This window comes from Candidatus Bathyarchaeia archaeon (genome assembly GCA_035283685.1).
GTDB lineage: Archaea > Thermoproteota > Bathyarchaeia > Bathyarchaeales > Bathyarchaeaceae > DATETJ01.
On record DATETJ010000002.1, the window covers coordinates 604334 to 627778 of the forward strand.

The 23445-nt window shown below is 47.3% G+C and carries 25 protein-coding genes; 9 read left to right on the forward strand and 16 right to left on the reverse strand.

What is annotated here, in order from left to right:
• Positions 1-118 precede the first annotated feature (118 nt).
• From ahcY to VJ249_03340, 5 genes are all read left to right on the forward strand, one after another.
• Positions 119-1372 (forward strand): adenosylhomocysteinase, encoded by a 1254-nt coding sequence (gene ahcY / locus VJ249_03320; protein HKZ93598.1) that lies wholly within the window; start codon positions 119-121, stop codon positions 1370-1372.
• Positions 1373-1437: 65 nt separating this feature from the next.
• Positions 1438-1758 carry a transcriptional regulator gene (locus tag VJ249_03325; GenBank protein ID HKZ93599.1) on the forward strand — a complete coding sequence of 107 codons (321 nt, stop codon included), beginning with the start codon at positions 1438-1440 and terminating at the stop codon, positions 1756-1758.
• Between the two features lie 66 nt (positions 1759-1824).
• Complete coding sequence (locus VJ249_03330) at positions 1825-2580, forward strand: nucleotidyltransferase family protein (protein HKZ93600.1); 756 nt, start codon at positions 1825-1827, stop codon at positions 2578-2580.
• Positions 2581-2651: 71 nt separating this feature from the next.
• Positions 2652-4301, forward strand: a complete 1650-nt coding sequence (locus tag VJ249_03335) for a hypothetical protein (protein ID HKZ93601.1) — start codon at positions 2652-2654, stop codon at positions 4299-4301.
• Positions 4294-6054, forward strand: a complete 1761-nt coding sequence (locus VJ249_03340; protein ID HKZ93602.1) for a hypothetical protein — start codon at positions 4294-4296, stop codon at positions 6052-6054. The genes VJ249_03335 and VJ249_03340 overlap by 8 nt, the downstream gene beginning before the upstream one ends.
• Positions 6055-6126: 72 nt before the next feature.
• On the opposite strand, the gene VJ249_03345 is transcribed toward VJ249_03340, so the two are convergent.
• Positions 6127-6810, reverse strand: coding sequence for a hypothetical protein (locus VJ249_03345; protein HKZ93603.1), 684 nt, complete (start codon positions 6808-6810; stop codon positions 6127-6129).
• 103 nt (positions 6811-6913) lie between these two features.
• Between VJ249_03345 and VJ249_03350 the strand changes: the two genes are divergently transcribed.
• Complete coding sequence (locus VJ249_03350; GenBank protein ID HKZ93604.1) at positions 6914-7375, forward strand: hypothetical protein; 462 nt, start codon at positions 6914-6916, stop codon at positions 7373-7375.
• 25 nt (positions 7376-7400) lie between these two features.
• On the opposite strand, the gene VJ249_03355 is transcribed toward VJ249_03350, so the two are convergent.
• The 11 genes from VJ249_03355 to VJ249_03405 all read right to left on the reverse strand — a co-directional run bounded on the left by VJ249_03355 (position 7401) and on the right by VJ249_03405 (position 17428).
• Positions 7401-7904, reverse strand: a complete 504-nt coding sequence (locus tag VJ249_03355) for a YkgJ family cysteine cluster protein (GenBank protein HKZ93605.1) — start codon at positions 7902-7904, stop codon at positions 7401-7403.
• Between the two features lie 317 nt (positions 7905-8221).
• Complete coding sequence (locus VJ249_03360; protein ID HKZ93606.1) at positions 8222-8977, reverse strand: hypothetical protein; 756 nt, start codon at positions 8975-8977, stop codon at positions 8222-8224.
• A gap of 15 nt (positions 8978-8992) precedes the next feature.
• Positions 8993-9412 (reverse strand): hypothetical protein, encoded by a 420-nt coding sequence (locus VJ249_03365; GenBank protein HKZ93607.1) that lies wholly within the window; start codon positions 9410-9412, stop codon positions 8993-8995.
• Positions 9405-10481, reverse strand: a complete 1077-nt coding sequence (locus VJ249_03370; GenBank protein ID HKZ93608.1) for a hypothetical protein — start codon at positions 10479-10481, stop codon at positions 9405-9407. The genes VJ249_03365 and VJ249_03370 overlap by 8 nt, the downstream gene beginning before the upstream one ends.
• A gap of 14 nt (positions 10482-10495) precedes the next feature.
• Positions 10496-12010, reverse strand: a complete 1515-nt coding sequence (locus VJ249_03375) for a type II secretion system F family protein (GenBank protein ID HKZ93609.1) — start codon at positions 12008-12010, stop codon at positions 10496-10498.
• Between the two features lie 7 nt (positions 12011-12017).
• On the reverse strand, positions 12018-13619 hold the full coding sequence (locus VJ249_03380; GenBank protein ID HKZ93610.1) for a type II/IV secretion system ATPase subunit: 1602 nt from the start codon (positions 13617-13619) through the stop codon (positions 12018-12020).
• Positions 13620-13628: 9 nt separating this feature from the next.
• Positions 13629-14081, reverse strand: a complete 453-nt coding sequence (locus tag VJ249_03385; GenBank protein HKZ93611.1) for a hypothetical protein — start codon at positions 14079-14081, stop codon at positions 13629-13631.
• 5 nt (positions 14082-14086) lie between these two features.
• Entirely contained in the window at positions 14087-14923 is an 837-nt protein-coding gene (locus VJ249_03390) for a hypothetical protein (protein ID HKZ93612.1), read from the reverse strand.
• A gap of 192 nt (positions 14924-15115) precedes the next feature.
• Positions 15116-15685, reverse strand: coding sequence for a hypothetical protein (locus VJ249_03395; GenBank protein HKZ93613.1), 570 nt, complete (start codon positions 15683-15685; stop codon positions 15116-15118).
• Between the two features lie 138 nt (positions 15686-15823).
• A complete protein-coding gene (locus tag VJ249_03400; GenBank protein HKZ93614.1) occupies positions 15824-16387 on the reverse strand; it encodes a hypothetical protein in 564 nt (187 codons plus the stop codon).
• Between the two features lie 150 nt (positions 16388-16537).
• Positions 16538-17428: a helix-turn-helix domain-containing protein gene (locus VJ249_03405; protein HKZ93615.1), complete on the reverse strand. Its 891-nt coding sequence runs from the start codon at positions 17426-17428 to the stop codon at positions 16538-16540.
• A 228-nt stretch (positions 17429-17656) separates the two neighbouring features.
• On the opposite strand from VJ249_03405, the gene VJ249_03410 reads away from it, so the two are divergent.
• Complete coding sequence (locus VJ249_03410) at positions 17657-18262, forward strand: hypothetical protein (GenBank protein ID HKZ93616.1); 606 nt, start codon at positions 17657-17659, stop codon at positions 18260-18262.
• A 15-nt stretch (positions 18263-18277) separates the two neighbouring features.
• A complete protein-coding gene (locus VJ249_03415) occupies positions 18278-18841 on the forward strand; it encodes a hypothetical protein (GenBank protein ID HKZ93617.1) in 564 nt (187 codons plus the stop codon).
• Between the two features lie 6 nt (positions 18842-18847).
• On the opposite strand, the gene VJ249_03420 is transcribed toward VJ249_03415, so the two are convergent.
• Positions 18848-20605 (reverse strand): VWA domain-containing protein, encoded by a 1758-nt coding sequence (locus VJ249_03420; protein ID HKZ93618.1) that lies wholly within the window; start codon positions 20603-20605, stop codon positions 18848-18850.
• 18 nt (positions 20606-20623) lie between these two features.
• Positions 20624-21700, reverse strand: coding sequence for an AAA family ATPase (locus VJ249_03425; GenBank protein HKZ93619.1), 1077 nt, complete (start codon positions 21698-21700; stop codon positions 20624-20626).
• A gap of 222 nt (positions 21701-21922) precedes the next feature.
• Between VJ249_03425 and VJ249_03430 the strand changes: the two genes are divergently transcribed.
• Positions 21923-22390, forward strand: coding sequence for a hypothetical protein (locus VJ249_03430; protein ID HKZ93620.1), 468 nt, complete (start codon positions 21923-21925; stop codon positions 22388-22390).
• Between the two features lie 31 nt (positions 22391-22421).
• Here VJ249_03430 and VJ249_03435 read toward each other — a convergent pair whose 3' ends face one another.
• Both VJ249_03435 and VJ249_03440 read right to left on the reverse strand, forming a co-directional pair.
• On the reverse strand, positions 22422-22895 hold the full coding sequence (locus tag VJ249_03435) for a methyltransferase domain-containing protein (GenBank protein HKZ93621.1): 474 nt from the start codon (positions 22893-22895) through the stop codon (positions 22422-22424).
• 136 nt (positions 22896-23031) lie between these two features.
• Entirely contained in the window at positions 23032-23367 is a 336-nt protein-coding gene (locus tag VJ249_03440) for a hypothetical protein (protein ID HKZ93622.1), read from the reverse strand.
• Between the last annotated feature and the right edge of the window lie 78 nt (positions 23368-23445).

Here is a 23445-nt window from a genome sequence, read left to right on the forward strand (position 1 = left end):
TCACACCTCATTTTGAATAAATTGTTACCGTCAACGGCTATCACTAAACGGTTTATAACCAGATCGGAAAAGATATAAATATTTCGTGATATAACGATGAAAACCAGTGAAACACAAAATGGAGTTCAAAGTTAAAGATTTGTCACTGGCTGAGCAGGGCAATCTTCTCATAGAATGGGCTTCAGCTCACATGCCCGTTTTGAATCAGATCAAACAGCGATTTGAGAAACAAAAACCATTGAAAGGGGCTGTCCTCGGCGCTTGCCTGCATGTCACTAAGGAAACAGCAGTTCTTGTTCAAACGTTGAAGGCAGGCGGAGCGAGAATTGCGTTGTGCGGTTCCAACCCCCTGTCCACTCAGGACGAGGTGGCTGCTGCATTGGCTAAGATGGGCGTGAACGTCTATGCTTGGCGTGGCGAAACGACAGACGAATACTACTGGTGCGTCAACAAGGTAATCGATCACAAACCAATAATCACGTTGGACGACGGCGCCGACCTAGTAGGCACTCTGCATTCCAAGCGCACAGAAGTCATGAAAGCTGTTAAAGGAGGCACCGAAGAGACAACCACAGGCGTAGTGCGCTTAAGAGCAATGGAAAAAGCGAAAGCCCTCAGATACCCAATCATTGCAGTAAATGATGCCTACACAAAGTATCTCTTCGACAACCGCTACGGCACGGGACAAAGCACAATAGACGGCATACTCCGCGCCACCAACGTACTGTTAGCAGGCAAGAACTTTGTGGTGTGCGGGTACGGTTGGGGCGGACGCGGCTTAGCCGCAAGAGCCCGAGGCATGGGTGCACATGTAATCGTGACCGAGGTAAACCCCGTAAGAGCGTTGGAGGCAGCGATGGACGGCTTTCAAGTCATGTCATTGAGTGAAGCCGCAGCAGCGGGCGACATATTTGTAACAGTCACAGGCGACACCAGCATCGTCAGAAAGGAGCACATGACAAAAATGAAAGACGGCGCTGTACTTGCCAACAGTGGGCATTTCAACGTGGAAATTAACATTCCAGACCTTGAAAGCCTTGCTGTCTCGAAGCGGACGCTTCGTCCAAACCTTGAGGAATACCAGTTGAAAAGCGGCAGGAAACTGTATCTTCTGGCTGAAGGACGGCTAGTGAACCTTGCCTCTGCTGAAGGTCATCCGTCAGAAGTCATGGACATGTCTTTCGCTAATCAAGCGCTGTGCGCGGAATACTTGATGAAAGCAAAGAAGCTTGAGACCAAAGTGCACAATGTACCCAAGGAAATCGACGACACGGTGGCAACGTTAAAACTGAAATCCATGAACATAAAGATCGACACACTCACACAGGAACAAAGGAAGTACATTGCCTCTTGGGAAGAAGGAACTATCTGATTTTTAACAATAAACCTTATAATAGGGTTGTTTTCTAAACATGGCTAAATTGGTGGTGAAAATTTATGAGCAAAGATCAAGCGATAGGCGGATTAATCTTTATCGTTTGCGTAGTCCTCATAATAGGGTACATCGCGGGCATGTTTTTCTATGATCCCTACATCAAGAAAAACCTAATCGACTTGGGGGGACTTGATGTTCGATATTGGCTTGTCGCAACTCCAGTGCTGATAGCCTTCGTCGCAGTGTTAGGCATCGGCGCGTGGATCGGCTGGACAATGGCTACAACTCCGCCTCCGAAACCCATTGAAGAAATAGAAGCTGAAGAGAAGAAAGAAGAGGAAAAGCCGGAAGGAGAAGCTAAGGCGGCAGAGAAAAAGAAGTAATGACCAGCGAAAACCGCCTCCTCCAACTTCCCCATTGTGTGTCTTTTCTGCAGAGGTGATTCCCAGTTGGGCGATGTCAAAGGCTTGGTCTTGTGCGGTGGACCGGGCACTCGACTACGTCCCATCACATATTATTTCAACAAGGCTCTTATCCCCATCGGGTTGAAACAGAAGCCGCTGCTCGAATACGTTGTTAGACTGCTCAAGTTTCACGGCGTCGACGACCTAGCCTTCCTGGTGGACTACAAGGCTGAGCAAATTGTAAACTATTTTGACAATGGTTCAAGGTTCGACGTTAAAATCTCGTATATACGAGATATGCCTGAGCTCAAGGGCACCGCTGGTTCAGTGCTTAACGCTTTCAAACAAGGATTCGCAAGCCCGAGCGACACGTTGTTGGTTTATTATGGCGACATTGTCACAACTATGGATCTGAAGAAGCTTCTTGACTTTCACAGGCTTAAGAAAGCTGTGGCAACTATTGCTTTAGCGTCAGGCTTCACTGTTAGAGTCGGCTTGGCTGACGTTGACAGCGACAGCAAACTGCTGGGCTTCGAGGAAAAGCCCAAGTTGGACAAACCTGTTAGCATCGGAATCATGGTTCTCGAAAGCGAAACCCTCAAGACCATTGAAGCGCTTTTTCCGAAGAAGCGTGGAGTCGATCTTATGGGCGACGTTGTCCCCAACCTTGTTCAAAGCGGAGCGCCAATTTACGGCTATCTGTCAGATGCATTTTGGTATGATGTGGGCAGCACAGAAGCTTACGAAAAGCTCGACCACCAGTTTTTAGAGAAATCGCTCGACTTCCTGTTCAAAAAGTGAAGCCTCTCCCAGTTTTCGATGTTTAAAAGTTAATAGTCGAAAATCCTCATTTGTGGTGTGGAAGCCCAGTTATGCCCACAACAAGCCTAGAGCTGCCCTTCGCCGCGTCAACTAAAGAGAGAACCAAAGCCTTCACGCCAAGCATGGAGGTTGCCGCAATGCTTCTCCTAGCCGAAGCCAAGCGTCGAAAGCGAGGGCTGCTTGGCACTGCCGCAGCAAAGATATCGTTTGTATCAAAGCTTCATTATCCGTTGTGGGCTGTGCCGTCGGAAAACGTGTCTTTGATAGTTGACGGTCTAGGACTCTTTCCATCAGTAATCGCTAAACAACAGCTTCCGGACATAACGCTGTTTGTCGAGGATGTTGAGCGAGGAGCGTCAATTCGAGAACTTTTCCGAAACGCGTTGGAGAAGAATTTGAACACGTTCAATGACTTTGCTGGGCGCGTCCACGTTCAAATGGATGCATTGATAGCCGACAAGGCCTTGTTGACCGCACTGTCTGAGTATGTGAAGGAAGCCTCAACCGAAAAATTGAACAGTAATTCCGTTATTGTTTTGGCGCCACCTAAGCTCGACTTGCAGGCAGCGACTGAGACCGCAAGGTTATCGCAGGATCTTCATAAGCAGATTCAGTCTGAGATAGACAGCTTGGATTATGCAAGAAGTCTGCTGCAGGAGACAATGAAGTTTCATGAGCAGATGATCCTGACGGAAATCAGACATACGCGTGAGTCTTATGACGCTCAGATCGCCTCGATTAAGCCAGCTGTGGAGAAGAAAGTAGACCAGCTACTGAAGGAACGAGATGCTCGCGTTGCAAAAATGAATCGAGTTGCAGAGACAGAGCTGAAAGGGAAGGAAAGGGAAAAGGAGAAGCGGGATCGTGAACTGCAAAGGCTGGATCTGAACAGGGCTGATTTGGTCAGAAAGCGAGAGGCTCGAAGCCGGAAACATGACAAGATAGGTGAGGCGCACTGGGAGCACAGAATCCGAGCCGGTGAAAACAGATCCGGTGAGCTGAAAGCAAGAATACGTGCTCTTGCAGAATTCATTGAAAAAACTCGTGCTCAAGCTGACGCTGACGTTGAGAGAATGAAGCAAGGCTATCAATGGTTGATTGACCAAGAAAGGCGAAAAATAACTGATGTTGAAGCCCAACGCGATGAAAAAACTGAAGCCAAACAGAGAGAGAATGAGGGGCTTAAGCTTGTCGTTGAGAAAGTCAAGGAACGAATCGAGGTGCTGAGTAACAGAAAGGCGGAAGAGGCGGAGGAACTTGAGAGATTAGGGATTGCTTCACAGTTCAGTGATATTACACTTCTCTGCCTGCCATTCTACTTAGTCGGCTACCACGCCGGAAAAACAACGGGGTTTCACATTTTTCCACCTCTCAAAGTCATGAGTTCTGAAGGCGTTGTAGCAACTATTCGCAAGAAGCTTGGTGACTTCAGAGCCGTCTCAAGGGTCAGACTGTTTCTGCAGCCGAGATCTAAGGCATTGAGTCGAATGTTCGATTTCATAGCTGAAGAAAAGATGAAGTCGGACAAAGTGTTCAGTCAAAATTTGCTCGAAGCTGCTGCATCAGGCAATATACTGCTAAAAGACAGCTTTAAGGATATGTTGATCAAAGGCGTTGCTGAACTGAAGGCTGAGGACTGGATAACCCCGAAAGAAGAAAACTTTGTGAAGGCATGGATAGAGGCGAGAGCAAGTGGCTGATGAAGACAACGTAATAGAACGAAGAATCTTGCTGAGACGCAGTTTCCCGCGTCAGCAGCTTTTTGAAATCGGCAAGGAACTTGCTTTGCCATATTTTGAACGTGTCGAAAACGCTTGGCGCGTTGACGAGGTTCAAGCTGCATTTGAAATCGCCTCGAACATAAATGATGTCAAGCTCAAAGAAGTCTTTCAAAGCCATAAGCCGCGTGAATGGATAACGTTCAGAGGCAAGCACTACACATTTGAAGATGGCGCGTTGCTGCTTGAGGGTTCTTGGAAAGCAATTGAGAATAACCTGCGTCAAGTCACCAAGCAGCACGGGAAAAACGGGCAAGACATCGTGAAAGTCTTTCTAGCGCAGGGCAAAGGCTGCAGCGTGAAGGATTTAACCTCACATTTGAAACGCGAAGTCGACCCAGTTCCCGTAATCGAGGAACTCGAAAGAATGAAAATCATCGCAGTTTCATATCAAGGCGACGGGTACAAAGAGTGGAGGATTCCAGAAGAAATTTCTCCGCTAATTCAGGGGAAGCTGGGAATGGCTGCTCCCGAACCTGCACCAACCACCACTACTGTTGCAGATCAGCCAATTGGTTCTGTCGACATTGGCGAAGTTGACTACTTGGCGCTGGAGCGACAAGAAATCGAGAAGATGGACGCTGAGCTAAACCAGCACCTGAACAACGTGGTGAAGACTCGCCTCGACTCAACCATTCGCTTTGGCAAAACCTTTTCAGCCCCCGCCTTGGCAGACTATCTGCTGAAGCTTTTCGGTCCAGTTCTCTACTTCGACAGCCTGCTCAGCATCACCCAGCAGTATGGCTTAGCCAACGTGGATATTGTTCACGAACGAGGTAAAACTGGCATGCGCACAGGTTGGAACCTTTCACTCTTTGGCGAGCCAGGCACAGGCAAGAGCTTTTCCACCAGAGACATGATCTTGGGCAAGCCTGACGCCAAGGTTTTTTCGCACGGCATTCCTGGACGCAACCGTTACGCTGGCGGCATCACACCAGCACGTTTTATCAGGATGGGACAAGCGTACGTGGGTCGAACCTTCAATTTCATTGTGCCCGAATTCAACGATTGGTTCAAGTACAAGGGCATGGTTGAGCCACTGAAACTGGCGATGGAACGCGGCGAAATTAAATATGAACTGCATCGCGAAGTCATCGGACCGTACAGGTTCGATAATTTCTTCAGTGTCAACTATAACGTTGCCACCTATGCTCGAGGTTATGAAGTTACGGTTCAAGACCCGAACTTTAACGCGATTGAAGACCGCATGTTATGCAGGTTGCACAGACTTACCAAGCAGCGGTTCATTGAAATCGCCCAGAGCCAGATGCGGCTGGCTTTTGGCGAAATCGACATTGAGAAGGGTGCTAAGCAAATACGGGATCACTTGGCGCTTGTCTATGCAATTGAGACTGGTCACCCTTTGGTTGCGTCTCGATTCAGTCCCAAGCCTGTTTTGATCACGCCTAAAGCCTACGAGATGGTTGAGAAGGCTCGTAACGCTATTTTGGAGCGCATTCCACGCGAGTTTGTGACTTTTTCGGCCCGTTTAGAGGACAGAGCCATACGGTTTGCGTCTGCCGCATCTTTGCTCAACTACTTCCAATCCGATTCTGAGAATGTTCCAGTCAGCGAAGACGCCTTGAAGTACGCTGTTCAACTGTATGTTGAAGAAGCCTCAGTACGCTCAAGACAGGAGTTCAAGCCTGAAGAAGTCTTGGCGAAAGTCTTCTAGATTTCCAGTGAGTCTGCGTTGTCATTGTAGATTCCTTCAGCCATTAACTGTATCAACGTGCAAGTCGAGAGATTACTGCTTTCCTAGCGCGTGTTTGACTGCCACATCTTTCTCAATGTGTTTGAGTCGGAACTTGTCGCCGCAGACGGGGCAAGTCAAAGCTTGGCCTGTGTCGATTTCCTTTTTCTTTATTTTTGGCTTTTGTCTTTCTTGTTGCTGTAAGGCCTCAAGCTTTTCTTCTGCTGTGGTTGTTGACAGTGTCCATGCTCGTTCAAGTAGGAACAGAGTTATGCTGGCCTTTTCATCCTCCGCCTTGGTTAATGTGACCCAGTGTTTGCCCGGCGCAGTTTTCCCTGTCGCTTCTTCGTACGCTTTGATTTCGTAGTTTTCTCGAATAACGGATGGAATCTCGTCTAAGGAGGCCACGACCTTCCGTGATATTTTGTCGCTTTCATCAACTCTAGTCAAGGATATGATATCGTAAAGCCAGCCTGTTCTTTGGCTCAGCTGAAACAACATTGTGTTGCCTTCAAGCTGGGCGAAGCGTGTGCCAGCTGGGCACTTGATAGCTTTAACCATGACTTTTCCAAGTTCGCTGTCTCTGCACGTTTTGAACAGCCAGTTTCCAGTGAGAAAATCGTGGATCCTGTAGAAACAAACTTCACCGTGGCGGAGTTGCCGAAGACTCATGTCATACCAAGCGTCGTTGGGTCGTTCTTCGATTTTGGTGATCTTGATCTGTTTCACATAGCTCATTATGTTTAACCCTCACCTCACACTGGTCTATCACCAGTATCACAACAACACTCTTATTCTGACTTTTCCTCTATCTTAATACAGACTAAGCGGCCCATCCCTCATGTCTAATACAAGAATGCGTCTTCTTGGTGTTTTTTACATTGCTGAAGGCGTCTCGTTTCTTGCCTATTCAGCATGGCGGTTATGGATACAGCCTTTGGAATTCTATCGGGCTCCTCCCATTCTTGAGCTTCTGGCAAAGATTTTCATGTCTCTCATGTTTGTAGCTGGGGTTTTCTACATTTCGCGAGCGCCCGGCATCATCAACGGGTTATTCAAGTCTAGAAGCCCAGACGTCGCTGCTTCGGTCCTTTCGATACCGTTATGGTTTTTTCCAGCGCTGATATCCTTGGGCAATGCCGCAACATATCTAACATCGCCGTACATGCCTGCAGAGCTGCGACCTGTCGGCTTCTATTATGTTCAATCTGCGTTTCTGTTCATTGTAACAGGCGTCTTCAATGTACTGGGTTTATACTTATCCATAAGTCTCCTCAGAACTAGATCAAGCCCTCGCGCTTAGACAGATCCTTGTTAAGCCGTTTTTCTCACCAAGGCTTCCAAGACTGTGGAGAAAACGGTCTTGACGTCGAATAATACTGTTTTCTACGCTGCCCCAGCGCAAGATCGACAAATTCTGGCAACACAAAGCTAACAAACTCTGGATTCGGGGTGCCCCAGCGAAGACCTACACAAGACGGGTCAACATACACGTATAATTTCATGCTCGTCAAAGGGTATTCCGCTTCTTTAGGGCGCCCGTATCGCGGCTTGTCAGAAATCTTGAAAGGCCACAACTTGCATGCCGCTGGCTTCATATGTTGCATTGAGCACAGCCAACTGTTGTAGTGGTTTTGCAAAAACACGCAGGTGCCGTCGTTTTTACGCCTCAGATAGAGTCGGCTTAAGCCGGGTATCGTGTAGTCTACGCCATAGGTCTTGACTATGTTTACCCACTCGGGAAAATCCAAGACCACGTCAAAGCCTTTGCAGCATAAACCGCAACCATTGCAATTCCAGGATTCGATGTAACGCCAAGGAACGGGCAACATGGCCAAAATCAAGATTAAAATTCGAACGGTACGTTCTAATAAGCCTAACTCCGCGTGAGTTCTTCAGCTTTGCTTCTTCAGAATGTGGGTTCTCAGAATGTTCTCGAGTTTCGGTAGCACCCACAAGCATTTTGATACTCCGTCTTCAACTATGTTGACGTACATGAACACTCAAGATGTTAATTCGTAAGAGTTAATATACCCGTTATTTCTCGTTCTGATATATGTTCGACTCTAGACCTTTTCAAACGATTCTTAAATCTCAGCGGAATCGTGAAAGAAGGCGCTAGAGCAGATCCGTCTCCTTCTTTCGCAAATCAAGCCTCCGTGCTCGTCACGTTGGCTTGCACAAAGATGTCTCTATGATCAACTACGTGGGCTGAGACTTCGACCTGCGATGATGGAAACGTCGCTGTGAAAGACGCCAAGTATGTGCCATTTCCGTAATTCTGAAGCACGTAGTTATTGGTCTCATCGGGAATCAACCAGTTATTGGAAACCCTGTAATGAGTTGTGATACTATCCGCCAGCGCAGGCTCAGCCTCATTCAACAAGTTCAGTGTCACATTCACCTGCCTACTAGTTTCATTTAACCTTCGATTCGTACTCGAAATCACCAAAGACGTTGTAGCATTGATGAAATATGGCTGTTCAACGTCTGCTTCGCGACCTGAAAGCGAATGCGTAAAGTTTGCAAAAGCAGATGAAACTCCGTAGCTGCTCACGCCCCAGTCCAGCCATAAGCCAGTCGAGTAGGTTGTTGTCTCTGCTACCGTATAGTTCAGTGTGCTCTTTCCATGCAAATACTGACTGCCGACAAACGACGCCCACCTTCGTAGATTCAGTTCAAGCACGTCGCCGGGGCCTCCATTAGAAGCGTTCGCAAGTGAGCCAAAAATAACATGTCTTGAACCCAATTTCACGCTTTGCATGAAATCGCCGAGTGACTCTGCCCCTGTCTCACCAGAATTCTTGCCAACTTCAAGAATGTAGAGTTGTGCAGACAAGAGAAGCGAAGCCATTATGAATGCGGTGATCAGCAGAATCTGGCCCGAGTTTTTTCTTGGTCTCACTTTTGCTCCGGTCTCCTAACCTGTCCACGCCAACTGCAGGCGAACAACAAAAAACTCAACAGTTTGACTCCGAGTTGCGCAAACATACTGAACAGCGACAGCTTCTAGCCCCAGTAAATTTGAGTTCTGAATTGTCTCTGAATTGACTACGTTGTCTGCTTGATCGTAAACAGTTAGATTGAATGAGAGACCCATTGGTAACAGGACATCTAAAGATGTTTTTATGCGAGTCCAGTTCTGCTGGAGGATCAAATTACCAAGTGTGCCGTCCGCGTCAAGTTCCATCAGAGCCTGTATGCCCATACTTACCAGAGATCTCTGCTTTGAAAGGTCAGGGGAAGTTGGAAAAGTGAAAGAAACTAGCACAGCTGAAAATACGACTGCGATGGCTAGAAAGGACTCTATGATTCTAATCTGCCCTTTCCGATCAAACATCGTCGCTTAAACCTCCCCACCTTGTGACGGCTTCGTAAAGGGCAGAATTAATGGTTACAATTCGGCTATGAACAGCGATTCTTGACCCAGCAATACTCCCACTGAAATCCGCTCCAATCTGAAAAGGAATCTGCGGATAGACCACCCATTCAGCGAAAGACGTTGATCCATTAAACCCTGTAAGCACCATGACCGTTGTACTTGCGTCGAGAAGACGAGGTATCACGTACTCGACAGTCTGAACACCTTGTGCCTTGACGGTTAAACTAGAATTGTGGTCGAATGTGAAAGCTTGGGCTTTCGTGACTTCAACAGAGTCATAAAACAGAGACGCATTCAACACGTAGTCAAGTGGACTTAGCCTAGTGAAAGTCAGATTTGGCAAAGGGCTTGGCACATTATGCCCAAAGGCGAACGCACTGAAAGACACCACCTGCGCATTTGCTGTTGACTGAGCGAAAACGAGAAGCACTGCTGTTCCATTGGTTGAGTTTGGAATACCTATCATTAACGTACCGGCGCCGTTTGATGAAGTGGAGGCTGTTGTCTTGTTGACAAAGTCTCTAACAGCCACGTAGCCGCTTAAACTGGCTGAAACTGGCATCCCTGATTTCCTTGCATTAACCTCAAATTCATACACCGTCTGGGTTCCTTGAGTTGAGTTGGAAACAGATTCTATCGACAGCTCAAACGGTGGTCTAATCTCGACCTGAAAAGAGACATCCTTGACGCCAAACGCTTGCCACAAGTCAGAGTAATCCAATGAGTAGCTGTTCTCGCTGTTTAACCGCGACACCTTATCTACGTCGAGTTCATAAGGCTGAAGCGCACTTGCCTTCGCAAGACCGAGACTTGTCGGCTTCGTGTTCTTCATTTGTCCCCATTTCGTGGGGGTTCCTGTGGTCAAGAGCAGATGTGAAGCCAAGAATTGAAAGCGTGTGTCATCGTCTCTCGAAGCTAGATCGCTCATGTAAGGCGCCATTAACTTTGACGTGCCCACCATCGCTGATAAAGCCAGTATTATCATGATTGAGCTTGCGAGGAATGTGTCAACAGACGATGATGGCATCGGCGAGGTCCTCCCTATATTGAAGAGCCAAGCGTGTACAAACCTGCCAAAAGATTCTGAGACAGCACGAGAGACACGTAAGCGGTGACCGCCAGCATCGCCGAATACTTGAAGCCTGCTGCAAACGTGCCCTCGTTGATTTTGCCTATGAAGAAACCCGACATCCACGTTTGAAGAATGATGCCGATGGAAAACAAGGTTATCTGAAGTTGCATAAGGTCAAATGAAGCTTGAGCCATGCCTGGAAGCGAAATCTGCGCCAACACGTAGATTGTCAAAGCCACAATCGTAGTAGTTAAGGCAATCAGCACGCTCCAAATGAAAGCTAAAATAATGTAAGGTTTAAGCAACGACCGCTTGTTTGTTTCAATGTCCTTGTTCTTCTCAGAATACTCAGCCAAGATCTCCAGAGCATTGGTTGATCCGCCACCAATCTCAATCGTCTCGATCAGTATGAAAAAGTGAACAAGCACAGGCCAGCTTTGAATCCTCTTTCTGACGCTGGCGAAGATTTTCTTCAAGCCGACTCCCCATTCAATCTGGCTTCTGACACTCTCAAGCAGACCGGAAAATCTTCCGTAGCCTTTCCTCTTGGAAGCGTGAATAATGCTCTTCTCTGGAGACAACCCGATTTTTCTGGCTTCGGTTACGTCTCTCAGAAAACTCGGCATGGACTCTTCCGCGGCGAAGTTTTCTGCTGCAAGTCTGTGGTACGCGATGGCTGAGGGCACTGAAACCCCGGCTAGGCAAGCAGTCACTACCAACGGTAGCCTGCTATGTTCAGCTATGAATTGCAGTTGAGGCACGAAGTAGACCAAGGCAGCAAAGACTGAAACGCCGACAGCTGGAAAAAGGAACTTGCGATAAACTGAAGTGAGCGATATGAACGTGCTCTTGCGAGCCTTTTGCGCAAACAACATGAACACTATGGAAATCGATGGCATTATCACAAAGATGAGCAAATACACGAAAGGTTCTGGACCTCTTGACCTCATACCGCCCGAGTACATAACTTCGAAAATCTGAGTTGAAGACATGGTAACGTACAATATGTAGGTGCACAGGGTCACGATCATCATCACGGCGTAAGCTTCAACAAGCGTGCCTAATTTTTCAACTGCCCGCAGCGAGGCTGCGCTCTGAATTTCCAAAATTGAGCGGAGTTTGCTTCTGAGAAAACTGACGGTGCTGCCTCCGCTTCTAACTGATGAGGCAAATCCTGCTAGAAAGTCTCGGTAAGTCTTCGACTTGGTTTTCTCAGCTTTCTTCTGCATAACGGTGAGCGGGTCGTAGCCTAAGACCTCCACTTGCCTCACCATGTCTTCAGCGTCTGTTTGAATCTTCGGCAACAGGTGAGCGTTGCGCATCTTCTTCCAGCTCTCATAAAGCGTAACGCCGCTCGCAGCTAGGGTCGTGAACATCATAACCGCGAAGGGCAACTCTGTCTCAATTTCTTCGGGAGAGTTAGCTCCGGAGAGTAGGTTGAGCATCCAACCGAAGATCTTGCCCATGCCTGCGGGTTTTAGCAAGGTGTCGTCACCGCTTGAAGTTTCTGAAAGACTCTGTCTCGAGCACAGACGGGTCGTGGTAGTACTTGCTCAGAACTTTGTTCACGCTTCGGTGGTCTCTGACGTTGTGTTCAACCATGTTCTGCAACACTTTTTTGCGGTATTCGAACTCAGACAACAATCGCTCGAAAGGTATGTCCATTTTTCGTGCCAATCGTTTGAACAAAATGCTCTCTTCAAGACGTTCCTGAAAGATGTCGGACGTGGCATTCCAACTGAACACGTCGACTATTTGGTTGGCGTCTTTTACTTCAGATACTTGGACAAATTTTCGACTGGAAACTTTCTTTCCTGACTCCAAGAACACCGGCGTCTGAACGTGCCTGACAACAATTACACAGTTCATCAACGTGATAATAGACGCTGGAATGTTCATCGGAGGCTGAGTCAAACGTTTAATGGCGGTCTCAACATCCTCAGCGTGCATAGTACAGAGGCCACCGTGTCCCGTAGCCAGCGCTTGGAACAGCACGTAAGCTTCTTCACCTCGAACCTCCCCGACGATTACAAGATCAGGACGATGCCTGACGGCAGACTTGATTAAGTCGTAGAGCGTGATCTCGCCCTCTTTCTCGGCTCCAAAACCTGAGCGCGCGATGGTTGAAGTCCAGTTTTCATGCGGCAAGTTGATCTCAGCCACTTCTTCAACTGTGATGATCTTGTGATTGGGGCGGATGAGGCAAGCTATAGCATTTAACGATGTAGTTTTTCCTGCTCCCGTAGCTCCCACAATCGTGATGGACATCTTGTTCTCGATTAGCAGCCAAAGATAAGCGGCGATTGACTCGTTTATGGTCTCGTTGTCAATCAGATCTACTATTGTGAACGGGTCTTCACGGAACTTCCTGATAGTGAAGCTTGTTCCGAAGGGCGTGGTTTCCCTGCCGTAAGACACGGCTAAACGATGCTGTCCGGGCAGCGTGACATCCACGATTGGAAAAGCGATGCTAATATGCTTGCCTGCCTTGTGTACGATTTTCATGATGAAATCGTTGAGTTCTTCTTCGTCGGTGAAGAAAATGTTGGTTTTTATGTTTTCGTGGATTCGGTGCCACAAGAAGACTGGTTTGTCCAAGCCGCCGCAGCGTACATCCTCTACGTAGGGATCGTGCATCAGCGGGTCGATTTTGCCGTAGCCGACTATGTTCCTTTCCAAGTAATACTGAATCTTTCTGATGCCTATCGCCGAGACTCCATTCAACGACTTAGAATGCTTCTCAACAATGTTTGGGAATTGGCGATGAAATGACTCGCTTAGAGGTTCGTCGACCTGAGGCGCCTTCAGCTCGTATTCCAGTATGTTTCTCATGCGGTCAAAAGCTTCGATCTCTGCCTTCTCCAAGGGCAATTCATCAATTACGTAGAGAAGCTCGGCTGTGGCTTCGTTTTGAACTATCGACGCATACGAAAATGGCGGCTTAAGCGGATATGTCTCTACTTCCGTGTATCCTTCTGGTGCTCCATGACGTTTAAGACCCAGAGACCCAACTAATGTTTCTGTGGGCGGCGCGTTAGATTCTCCGTCTTCAGCGTTTTTATCTGTTTTTCCCGGCTTCAGTTTCAATTTCATTTTGCTTTTCTAACCTCCTAATGAAGAGAGAACAAGCTGTGGAATTGAGCCATTCATGTAGGTCTCAAGAATGATTGATTTGTAACCTGAAATGAAATAGCCTGATGCTGAAACAGGTCTGGGCAAATACACTCTGTTCAGCACAGCCTGGGTAGTCGTTCGACCCAAGGCGCCTTCGATCCAAGCATTTGAGGAGTCGTTGCTTGCTCTGAGCCAGTATTGCTGAGTGCCTATTGAAGTAGGCATTTGAAGTGAAGCCTGAGCTGAAGTGTTGGCTGATGCCACTAGCGTTGCGAGTTCGCTTCCTTTTGCTGCAACCTGACCTAATAGGTTTCTTAGTTGCTCGATTTCTGATGCGTTTTTCAAAGAGGCCGTGTAAGAGTTGACTGTGGCGACCAGCAGTGAGCCGACGACAGCTAAGGCAATCATGGTGTAGATGTGGCTGGGAATGGTTGAAGGCATACTTTTCACCATCCTATGTCTTCCATTTTGACGCTGCAGACTATGGTTTCCAAATTGACCAAGGCTCCCTGTGCATTGCTTGAAATCGGAAGAGAAACCTCGTCGACGATACTATCCAAATCTGCTTTTATTGTCAAAGATGTTAACGGAGAAGTGAAGTTGTAGGTTAGTGAAGTCGACTTGACGTCTAGGCAGCTTATTTTCAATCGGAAAGCCCCTAGTCTCGTTATGGTTTCTGAAGCGTTGAGGTTGATTATGTAGACTCTCAGGCTGTTGACTGGTTTTCCACTGCTTGAGCCAGTTACAGATGTGCCAGCTAATGGTCGATAGGACAGTGCCAGTTCATAGCGCTCGATGCCTTGAGTCAAGTAGAGTTGAGCCATTGTGGATGAGCTTTGGTTGATGATGGCACGGCTGTCGCCCTTTAAGAATACGTCGCCCAAGTCTTCCTCTGACGGCGCCAGTTCGTAGAGGGCTTCGCCGACCGAACTGTTATAGAAGACATCATAGAATGTGGAGCTATCAGTCAGGTTTAAGACAAGCGTTTTGGCTGTGGGAAGGACTTTGAACTTGCCTCCAAAATCGCCAAATTCATAGATCTCGTAGGCGCCAGGAGACCACGACACGAATTTTACGACTTTCTCGAGTGAGAGCATCTCCTGCTCCACGCCCGCGGTTTTTAATGCCAGTGTTTTGGCAGTGATTCTGGTGATGGAGAAGTAGTAGGTTGCAGTAATCAACAGAATCAGAGACACGAACAGCATCAGAAAGGTGACAGGCAGGGCTATGGCTTTGCGGGAACCTAGACTTCTGATCTGTTTGCCTCTTCTGTGCTCTGCCATTGTGCCCACTACGCCAATGTGAACATTGATTCGGAGAACCAGCAGTTTGATGGAAGAATGAATATGATGATTTGTGTGTAACTTGTACTACACATCAGAATACAGCATACATATTCTAAGCTGGCTGGCTTATTGCTAGAACGTAGGAACGAAAAAAAGGGTTTGGGCTTAAGGTGGGCTTTGTCGGCTATCTTAAGTTGCTGCTTGTACGTTGCTTTCCTTGTAGTACTGAGCGTTAGCCGTGAAGATGGTTATGCCAACAGTTACGCCTATATCGCCTACTGATAAGCTGTCAGGGTTCGTTATGTAGACAATCATGCTCCAACCGGATCTGAGAATCATATCTTGTCCAGCAACACCTGCAGTCAAGTCGTAGGTGTTCAAACCCAGTGTCACATTTAGGCCTGTCAATGTACCATCTGCGTTTGGTGTAACGTATGTGAGATCAGGCGAAATCGCCCCGGTCGTCTTGTTGTAGTAAATAGAGTCCCATACGCTTTCTTGTCCTCGAACAGATATTTTGTCAAGCACTAGGTCACGTCCGCCAGTGTTAACGATGAGGAAGGCTGCTTCTGAATAGGTTGTGCCGTTGTGCCAGAAGTGAAGCTTTGTTATTTGTATGCTCTCTTCTTGAACTCTGGTCGTTGTGACGTTGATGGCGTAGAAGGTGACCACAGTTGCCAGTAGCACTGAGACGACTAGGATGATCAAGGTTGTCACTACGGTGCTAAGCCCTTTCTTATTTCGCAACAGAGTATTCATTCTTTATTTTCTCCTTGTTTTACGTGGAAAGCAAGTTTCGCGTCTTACGAAATAAGATACTTTGTGCGTAATACTGTACTACACATCGACAAGCAATGACGGGAAAAGAAAGGAAAAAATGAAAAAAGAATGGTGCGTTTAGACTGAAGCGCCTACGTTGCATTCTTTATAGTATTGAGCGTTTGCCGTGAACACCGTGAATCCAACTGTGACGCCTATGTCGCTGACCGAGATGCTGTCTGGGTTGGTGAGGTACACAATCATGCTCCATCCTGACCGCAAAATCAGATCGGTGCTCGCCTGAACCAAGCCGTATGATGTTCCGCCAAGGGAGACGCTCTGCCCTAGTAGCGTGCCGTTGGTATTTGGAGTCAGGTAGTACAGGTCGGCTGAGATCGTGTTTGTAGTCTTGTTATAGTAGACTGTAGCCCACGCGCTTTCTTGGCCTCTGACGCTTATTTTGTCTATGACGACGTCGCGACCGCCTGTGTTGATTATCAAAAACGCGCCCTGAGCATGGGTGGTGCCGTTATGCCATAGATGCTGTTTGAAGATCTGTAGGCTTTCCTCTTGCACCCTAGTTGTTACGACATTGATGGCGTAGAAAGTGACGATGCTAGCAAGCAACACTGCGACTACTAGAATTATCAGCGTGGTAACTACAGTGCTTAGTCCCTTTCTACCGTTCTTGAACTTTTTCATTCATTTCTGCCTCGCAAAGTAGCTGCTTTACAATAGATAGGCTCTGAGTCAACTATGAGGATTCGTCTGTAGCAACTCGCTACGCGTTTTAGGAATTCAGATGAAAAATTAGAATGACAAATCAGGATAGCTCAGATCAAGAAACGTATGCTAGCTGCTCCATAATTCTTGGAAAAGAGCCCTTAAGGCTCTGATGAAAGCCTCATAGTTGGTCCAAAGCGCCGCTAGCTTATCTTTCTTCTCCCCAACATCGTCTTTAGCCTCGCCATTCTTGTTTATCAAGAACAGAAGTTGCTCCTGATCTACTAAGATGAAGCTTGACAAGCCGCTTGGACAAGCCGGCGAGTGTTTGACACCGTTCAACTTCAGTTCTTTGATGAAGAACTTGCTCTTAGGTGAGTCGTTGGTTAACAGTCGAACTGAGAAATCCTTCTTCTCGACGCCTTCGAGTTTGTCCAACAGACCCGAGTGATAGAAGTTTACAATATCGGAATCCGAAGCGAATACGCAGATTTCGCTTTTGCTCTTAGCCAGAATTTCCTCAGCTTTTAGGTTGATCTGCTCCTCGCCCTCCAGTATCTGGAAGACTTCTTTCTTTGAGTACTCAACCTCAGCTTTGGGAAGGGAGACCCACAGTGAAATCAAGTCTCCTTTCTTCCTTTCCAGAAGCTGAAGTCTCAGCTTCTTGCTTTCAATGAGAAGGTCCAAGGTTTTCTCGAAAGGAGTAGCCACGAATTTTAAGGGCTTCTCGAAGACTGAGGAGACGAGCCCAATTTTCTCCAGATCGCGTAGTATCCTGTACGTTTCGGTTCGATGCAACGAGATGACTTCTGAAATCTCGCTTGCCTTGAGCATGCCGGTTCTGGCAAGGTAGACATAAACCCTGATCTCGTTTTTGGAAAGTCCAAGTTTGGCTAAGGCGTTTTCAATTGCTTCCAGAGACTGGAGAGGCCCCTTGTCCTTCATTACGAATTTGTACAATCCTGCCTTTTCGTCGTAGAGTTTGACAACGCTGTCGGGTTTCTTCACCGGGGGTTCCATGATCGTCAATATTCTCACTTTGGAGTCTGATTCAAATTCAAAGGTTGATAGCGAGTTTCGACTTGTTCTATATTTTATACTTCTGAATTCAGAATCTGCATTAGTAATCAAATCCTGACCAAGAAACAGCAGTATGTAGCAGAAAGCTATATACAAAACATCATAAGGCTTCCACGCGCCCATGTAACATTCGCAACGCTGTTACGACCAGTTATTGGGGTAGAGTTATTGGAGAAGGTTGAAGTTAAACATGAAGAGAGTGGTCCTTCCCCACCGGTCATACTGGCAGAGATGCCCACGGGATCTCCTCAGGCGACTAATGATCAAATGCAGGAATCACTCAAAGTCTTGAGCGAGGAGACTCTTCAGTTAAGCGAGCTCATTTGGCATGAATCGAAACTGACTCGAGAGTTCTGTGCTCTTTTGAAGCAGGTCTTAAGGCAGTTGAATATGTCATTTAACCTTCCCGTAAGCATTTTTCCACACGGACAGAAACTGCAACAAGTGATTCTGAACCCGGAAGCTCATCTAATTCTGATAAATGACAAGAATGAGGTTGAATCCAAAGCTTTGGATGATTGCTCACCTGACATTGTGTTCAACTTAGTTTCATTTATCATTCCAGAACTGAGCAAGTCGTTGACTCTATACAGACAGAAGGTCAGTGTGAGAATCGAACTTTTTGACAGAGTGAATCGGGAATTACGGAATCTGCGAAACATGTCTGAGAATCATTCTGACAAACAAGAGGAAGGCAGCAGCCCAGTTGAAGATGGAATAAGAAAAACACTGATGAATCAACGGAAAACGCAGGATCAACAGCCTACACAATGAAGGGAGCCATAAAGGTTGCTTGAATGCCTAGCCACTGAAATCCGCAGTTTCTACACCTTGCGCGATCTACGCGAGACCATTGAAAAAGGAATTGAGCAATACAAGGCCGTTAACGATGAATATAGCCAGTGGCTGGGGTCCTTTCTAAGAGACATTGAAGCAACTCATGGCAACGAAGACTGGTTCAAAAAGCTGTCAGCTTTCCAGAAACTCCCACAAGCCAAAGGCAAGAAAGAGGCAGAGAAAAGAGGTAAGGGAGAAAAGGGAAAGAAAGGCGGCGCATCATCAGAATGGGTTTCATTCAAAGATGTAATGCTTAGCGCTAGTGAACAAGGTGAGGCAGAGGTTCTTTTCGACGCCATTGACGAAATCAGCCGAAAGATAGAGCAGTTGGGCAAAGTCAAGAGCGCTGTGGAGAATTTGGAGAAATCAGCTCTTGGAAAAGACATAATCTACATAGTTTACATTCACAACGGCGTGCCTGAGAAAATCGTCCTGCGCCACAAGAGGGATAAGGAATTTGCTGAGAAGTTCAAGTTCATAGCAGATTTCTCGATGCTGAAGGAAGTCTATCCTTAGTCATCGCTATGCTAGTGCGCTGAACTCGAAGAAGGCGTTGACAAATTTCTTCATCAGCTCAGAAGGGTTACTCACAACGCAGTTTATTCTGAAATAGTTCTTGACCGCTCTGCTCTGGACTCCTATTCCTATCACACCTATTCCTGAGTTCTCGATTTTCTTAACACTTGTGCGGAGAACTTCTTCGGCGCCAACGTTTCCTGATGGAAAGAAGTCGGAAACAACCACCATAAGTTTGCTCTCTTCAGTGCGTTTTTTCAAAGCCTGCGCAGTCAACATCAACGCGTCCGTTAAATATGTCATGCCGCCCTGTCCCAAACCACCAATTCTTGCGCGTATGCGGTTATTGTAGCCCTCTGAGAAATCCTTTATTATGTAGAACTTGTCGCTGAAGGCAAAGGCGCTCCAAGCGTTTTGGCTTGGGAAAAGACTGCGGGCAACTTCGCTTAGGCACAATGTTATGCCGCGTACCTCCCCTGTGAAGGATCCTAAGCTGCGGCTCGCGTCAACGAGAATTGCCCATGTGTCTTCTCTTGATTGGAGTTCATCGCGGACAAAAACATCTGTTCGTTGGCTTTTGCTAGCCACAACTTGAATAGCTTCTTGCATGTCCAAGGAACCCATCTCGTGTCTGTAGTCCTCGCCGGTAAGATTCTTCAGTAAGCGCAACCTGTCTAGAACTCGTCTGATCGGGCTGGAGAGAAGCGCCTTCCCATAAATGTATTCAGAAAAGTCCTCAGTGGGAAACTCGTAAGATCGAAAACGCGAGCCGTTTCCCAGCAGCCTGTAGCCTTCAAGGATTTTTTTCTCCGTGGATTCTTTGGATTCCCATGTGGAGAAGACTTGAGAGACTTCGTTTTCCAGCGATCTTTCCGCAAAATTCTGTGTTCCATTACCGTTGACATATTGCTGAAGCGTTCGCAAAGCTCCTTTCAGGCTGCCTTCTATTTCTTGTTCAGATGGAACATCGCTTCCGAAGAAGATTGAATTGCTTCCGTGATTTTCAGCGTATAGGAGCGAGGGCGTCTCAGAGGACTCTCCATATTTCTCCAGGGCTTCATACATAACGTCAGCAATCGCCAGTCTCTGCATAAGAGATAGGTCAGAAATTCCTCCCGAGACATCGTCGTTATCAGAGGTCGAAATTCTCGCCAGCTCATTTCGAACCACTTTCTCAATCTCGTTTAAAGAGGCAACAATGCTTGAGAGACTGGTAATCATTCCAGAGGGCACATTTCCTTTGACTGAGCCCGTTGTGTAGCTCAAAATCAAGGATGTCATGAAGCGAAGTGCTGGGTTAAGAATCAAATGAGCGGGCTTCGTTTTCAGGTATGATAAGGCATCTGCGATGGCCACGTCGTTGATGAAAGGTGCCCAGAGAGTCTTCAAGCCTGCTCTCACAACCGCGTCTTCCAGCATGCTCACGATGAAAGTTGCCGAGTCTATGTTCTTGTCCTTTGACCAATCGGCGTACGCCTCATAGTCGGATGCTGCGATATGCATGCTCAGGTGGAAAACAGATGCTTTGAAGGTCTGCCACAAAAGCCTCTTGTGTAATTCATTCTTGGGATCAAAAATCAGGCCGAGGTAGCTTATTTTTCCATCCTTTCTCTTCTTAGGTTTTGCTAAGGATATGACGTAGCCTCGTTCTTCTCTCCCAAGCGAAGAGTACTTGACATCGTCTCGTAGCAGAATTTTGATTTCTTCATGATTCTTTTTGGTGATTTGGAATGAGGTTAGCCACACGTATTCAAAAAGGTCCAAGCCTCATGCGCCCTAGGTCTATTTGCTGCCGAAAACCGCGTGCACAACTCTCCTAACCATGCCTTGGATTTCAATGTCGTCGCTTGTTGTGCCGATGATTGTTTCCTCTGCCGTTATCTGAGGCGTACTCCCATCAGAGATTAAGGTAGCCCAGTTCATAAGGTCGCCTGGCGATGGGCCATAAGGCAGCTCGCCATTTCTGTACTGTCGTCGAAGCTCAGCACCCACTTTCACTATCTTCGTAGCGGTGTCATTGGGGACTCCGCTTCTTTTCTGAATGAGCGTGATTTCATCTGGGCAGATCTTTTCGCCTATACTCAAGTAGTCAAAGTTAATCCAAACGGCCATTCTTCGTCTAAACGCGGCGTTTAATGGTTTGGTGCCTGCGAACTCGCCTGAGAACGGGTTCATGGATATGATCAGGGTACCACACGGGTGTCGATGAACAATCTCGTTATCCTTCTCCGTGAGAACAATGTGTCCTCGGGTGTCCAAAAGCGGGTTCAAACGAGTTGCCACGTCTTGCTTCATCATGTTGGCTTCGTCCAGGTACAAGATGCCGCCGTTCCGACACCACATTATGATTTGGCCGTCAATCCAGTTTTCTTTGCCGAGGCCAATGTATCTTCCAAACAAGTCGTAGGTCGAGGTTTGGAGGCCGCAGTTAATCTCATACATGGGCAAGCCACCGATCTCAGCCACAATGTAAACAACATGGGTTTTGCCAGTGCCACTGGGACCGATCAGAGCGCATTGCTTGAAATAGTAAAGGGCTCGCACAATGCGTTCCACATATTTCTCGCCACGATCAACAAAATCAGGCGTGTTTCTTGGAATAAGGCTTGACTGAGACTCGGGAAAAACATAATCTGGATGCAAGTTATACTTGCTGGCACCATACTTCTCGCATAAAGGCGACATCTGCTGCTGCTCAGGCTTGCGGATGGATACAAGTAGCTTTGTGTTGTTGACTTCAGTTCTGAACTGAGTTTCGTTGAAGCGCACGGCACCCTTCTGTTTTTTCTGGCCTTGGTGTCCAAACCCGAGGGAGGCTGATTCCTCCTTATCGGTTTGTGTTGTAGCTGAAGAAGTCATGATGGATGCCCTTCAACAGATGACATGTATGTATGAGGGTATCGTAAAACTTAAGGATTACGAAGCCATACTCTTACTTAGAACCTCATCCTCAAACGCTGTGCATAGAACCATGCTACACACAAAACGACTTTCACGTTTTGGTTTTAGGTTTGACTGCCGAAACAATGGATAGACCCGACCATACTGTTTTCGTAGGGAGGAACATCAACTATTGAGCCCGTGACCAACTGGGTAGACGTTTCAGTACTGATCGAAATCACGAATTTGCTAGCGACGCGACTGAGCGAAGGTGTTGGGTCAACGGGCGTCAGATTCGATGTAAACGCCAAGCTTGAGGAGAAGGAACGCCGAAGCGGCAGAGTCGTGGTGCTATTCGGCCTGATTGTGAAAACCAAACCAAGTGTTGTGAAATACGAGATCGAGGGCAGCGCAACCCTGACCGGCAAAGACGCGCTCATTGACCAGATGCTGAAAGTTGACCCCAAAAGCAATGTTCCATTCGTATTTCACCGCGTCTATCAACACGTTTTCACCGCTATTTACACGATGGCTTCGTTCTTGGGCACAATATACCCGCCGCCTGATCTTCTGTTCTCTGGAAAGCAAGGTGTCCCCGCCGAAGACTTGGCAAAAGGACAGCCGGTGAATGTAGCTCAACCGCCCACACAGCCTAAACAGGGCACTTGAGCGGGCAGAAGCTCATTAAAGCAGACTCGGACTATTTGCGATAAACATAGATTGTGTGAGATGGGTATCCGAGCTTGGGGTTCTCGCAAAAGTTGTCGATCTTGATTGGTCGCCAACCTAGAATCTCGTAGTCATGTGAAACCACGCGGGCGCCGGGCTTCAGCTCTGCCTCAAGTTTGGGCTTGACTTTGTCGTTGGCACTGGTTGTTAAGTACAACGTGATGACGTCAGCCTGCGACAGGTCAACCTTGAACATGTCACCTTGAACGATCTTGACACGTCCTTCCAAACTCATGTCTGAGACTTTGCCCATGGCCTGTTTGGCTAAGTCTTCCCTCATTTCAACGCCCACTGCGCTGGCGCCGAACTCCTGCGCGGCCATTATCACGACTCTGCCGTCGCCGCAACCGAGGTCATAGACTATCTCGCCTGGTTTAACGTCGGCTACGGTCAGCATATGTTTAACCACAGGTAGGGGTGTGGCAACGAACGGAGCGATGAACAAGTGGTTTCACTATCCTCCTTTGCTTGGCTCTGCCTCTTTCCTATTTGATTTTGGCTCAAGTATATTTTCTTTTCGAATAAGCGTCAGAACTAGAACTGAGATTTCAGGCGTAACAATGGCACAATGCCACGAAAAGTTATGCCACGTAGTTGTTCTGCGTCTTCTTTTGAACGGGTTTACGGGATTCTCCGCATTTCATGCAGCTTTGCTGGCACAGGTCTAAATACTTCTCTTCGCTTTCCGGCACTGCCTCGGATGCTTTGGCGCAGAGCTGGCTTTGTTCTTCGCAACCAGCTTCATTGCAGAGTGTGGATATGAGTTTGCAGCATTCTTGGGCGTCTTTTAGATTGAATGCCACTCGATTCGTACGTACAAGGAGGCATAGTTCTCTTGCAAGGATGCAGGTTCGCACGTATTTGAACCGTTGAAGCGTCTGTTCGCGGAGTTGCTGCCGGCTTAATTCCATTGACATGAAGTCCACTATTCCCTCTTCAGAACAAAACCTAGGCTTCTAGGCTCTTTTATAGTTTTGGAATCACCGCTAACTAGT

Excerpts from the sequence above, each read along its gene's own strand:
- ahcY (HKZ93598.1), top strand. The coding sequence starts at position 119 with ATGGAGTTCAAAGTTAAAGATTTGTCACTGGCTGAGCAGGGCAATCTT.
- VJ249_03325 (HKZ93599.1), top strand. The coding sequence starts at position 1,438 with ATGAGCAAAGATCAAGCGATAGGCGGATTAATCTTTATCGTTTGCGTA.
- VJ249_03385 (HKZ93611.1), bottom strand. The coding sequence starts at position 14,081 with ATGCCTTCAACCATTCCCAGCCACATCTACACCATGATTGCCTTAGCT.
- VJ249_03425 (HKZ93619.1), bottom strand. The coding sequence starts at position 21,700 with ATGACTTCTTCAGCTACAACACAAACCGATAAGGAGGAATCAGCCTCC.
- VJ249_03405 (HKZ93615.1), bottom strand. The coding sequence starts at position 17,428 with ATGGAACCCCCGGTGAAGAAACCCGACAGCGTTGTCAAACTCTACGAC.
- VJ249_03345 (HKZ93603.1), bottom strand. The coding sequence starts at position 6,810 with ATGAGCTATGTGAAACAGATCAAGATCACCAAAATCGAAGAACGACCC.
- VJ249_03380 (HKZ93610.1), bottom strand. The coding sequence starts at position 13,619 with ATGAAATTGAAACTGAAGCCGGGAAAAACAGATAAAAACGCTGAAGAC.
- VJ249_03395 (HKZ93613.1), bottom strand. The coding sequence starts at position 15,685 with ATGAATACTCTGTTGCGAAATAAGAAAGGGCTTAGCACCGTAGTGACA.
- VJ249_03335 (HKZ93601.1), top strand. The coding sequence starts at position 2,652 with ATGCCCACAACAAGCCTAGAGCTGCCCTTCGCCGCGTCAACTAAAGAG.
- VJ249_03400 (HKZ93614.1), bottom strand. The coding sequence starts at position 16,387 with ATGAAAAAGTTCAAGAACGGTAGAAAGGGACTAAGCACTGTAGTTACC.
- VJ249_03355 (HKZ93605.1), bottom strand. The coding sequence starts at position 7,904 with ATGTTGCCCGTTCCTTGGCGTTACATCGAATCCTGGAATTGCAATGGT.
- VJ249_03440 (HKZ93622.1), bottom strand. The coding sequence starts at position 23,367 with ATGTCAATGGAATTAAGCCGGCAGCAACTCCGCGAACAGACGCTTCAA.
- VJ249_03365 (HKZ93607.1), bottom strand. The coding sequence starts at position 9,412 with ATGTTTGATCGGAAAGGGCAGATTAGAATCATAGAGTCCTTTCTAGCC.
- VJ249_03370 (HKZ93608.1), bottom strand. The coding sequence starts at position 10,481 with ATGCCATCATCGTCTGTTGACACATTCCTCGCAAGCTCAATCATGATA.
- VJ249_03390 (HKZ93612.1), bottom strand. The coding sequence starts at position 14,923 with ATGGCAGAGCACAGAAGAGGCAAACAGATCAGAAGTCTAGGTTCCCGC.
- VJ249_03350 (HKZ93604.1), top strand. The coding sequence starts at position 6,914 with ATGTCTAATACAAGAATGCGTCTTCTTGGTGTTTTTTACATTGCTGAA.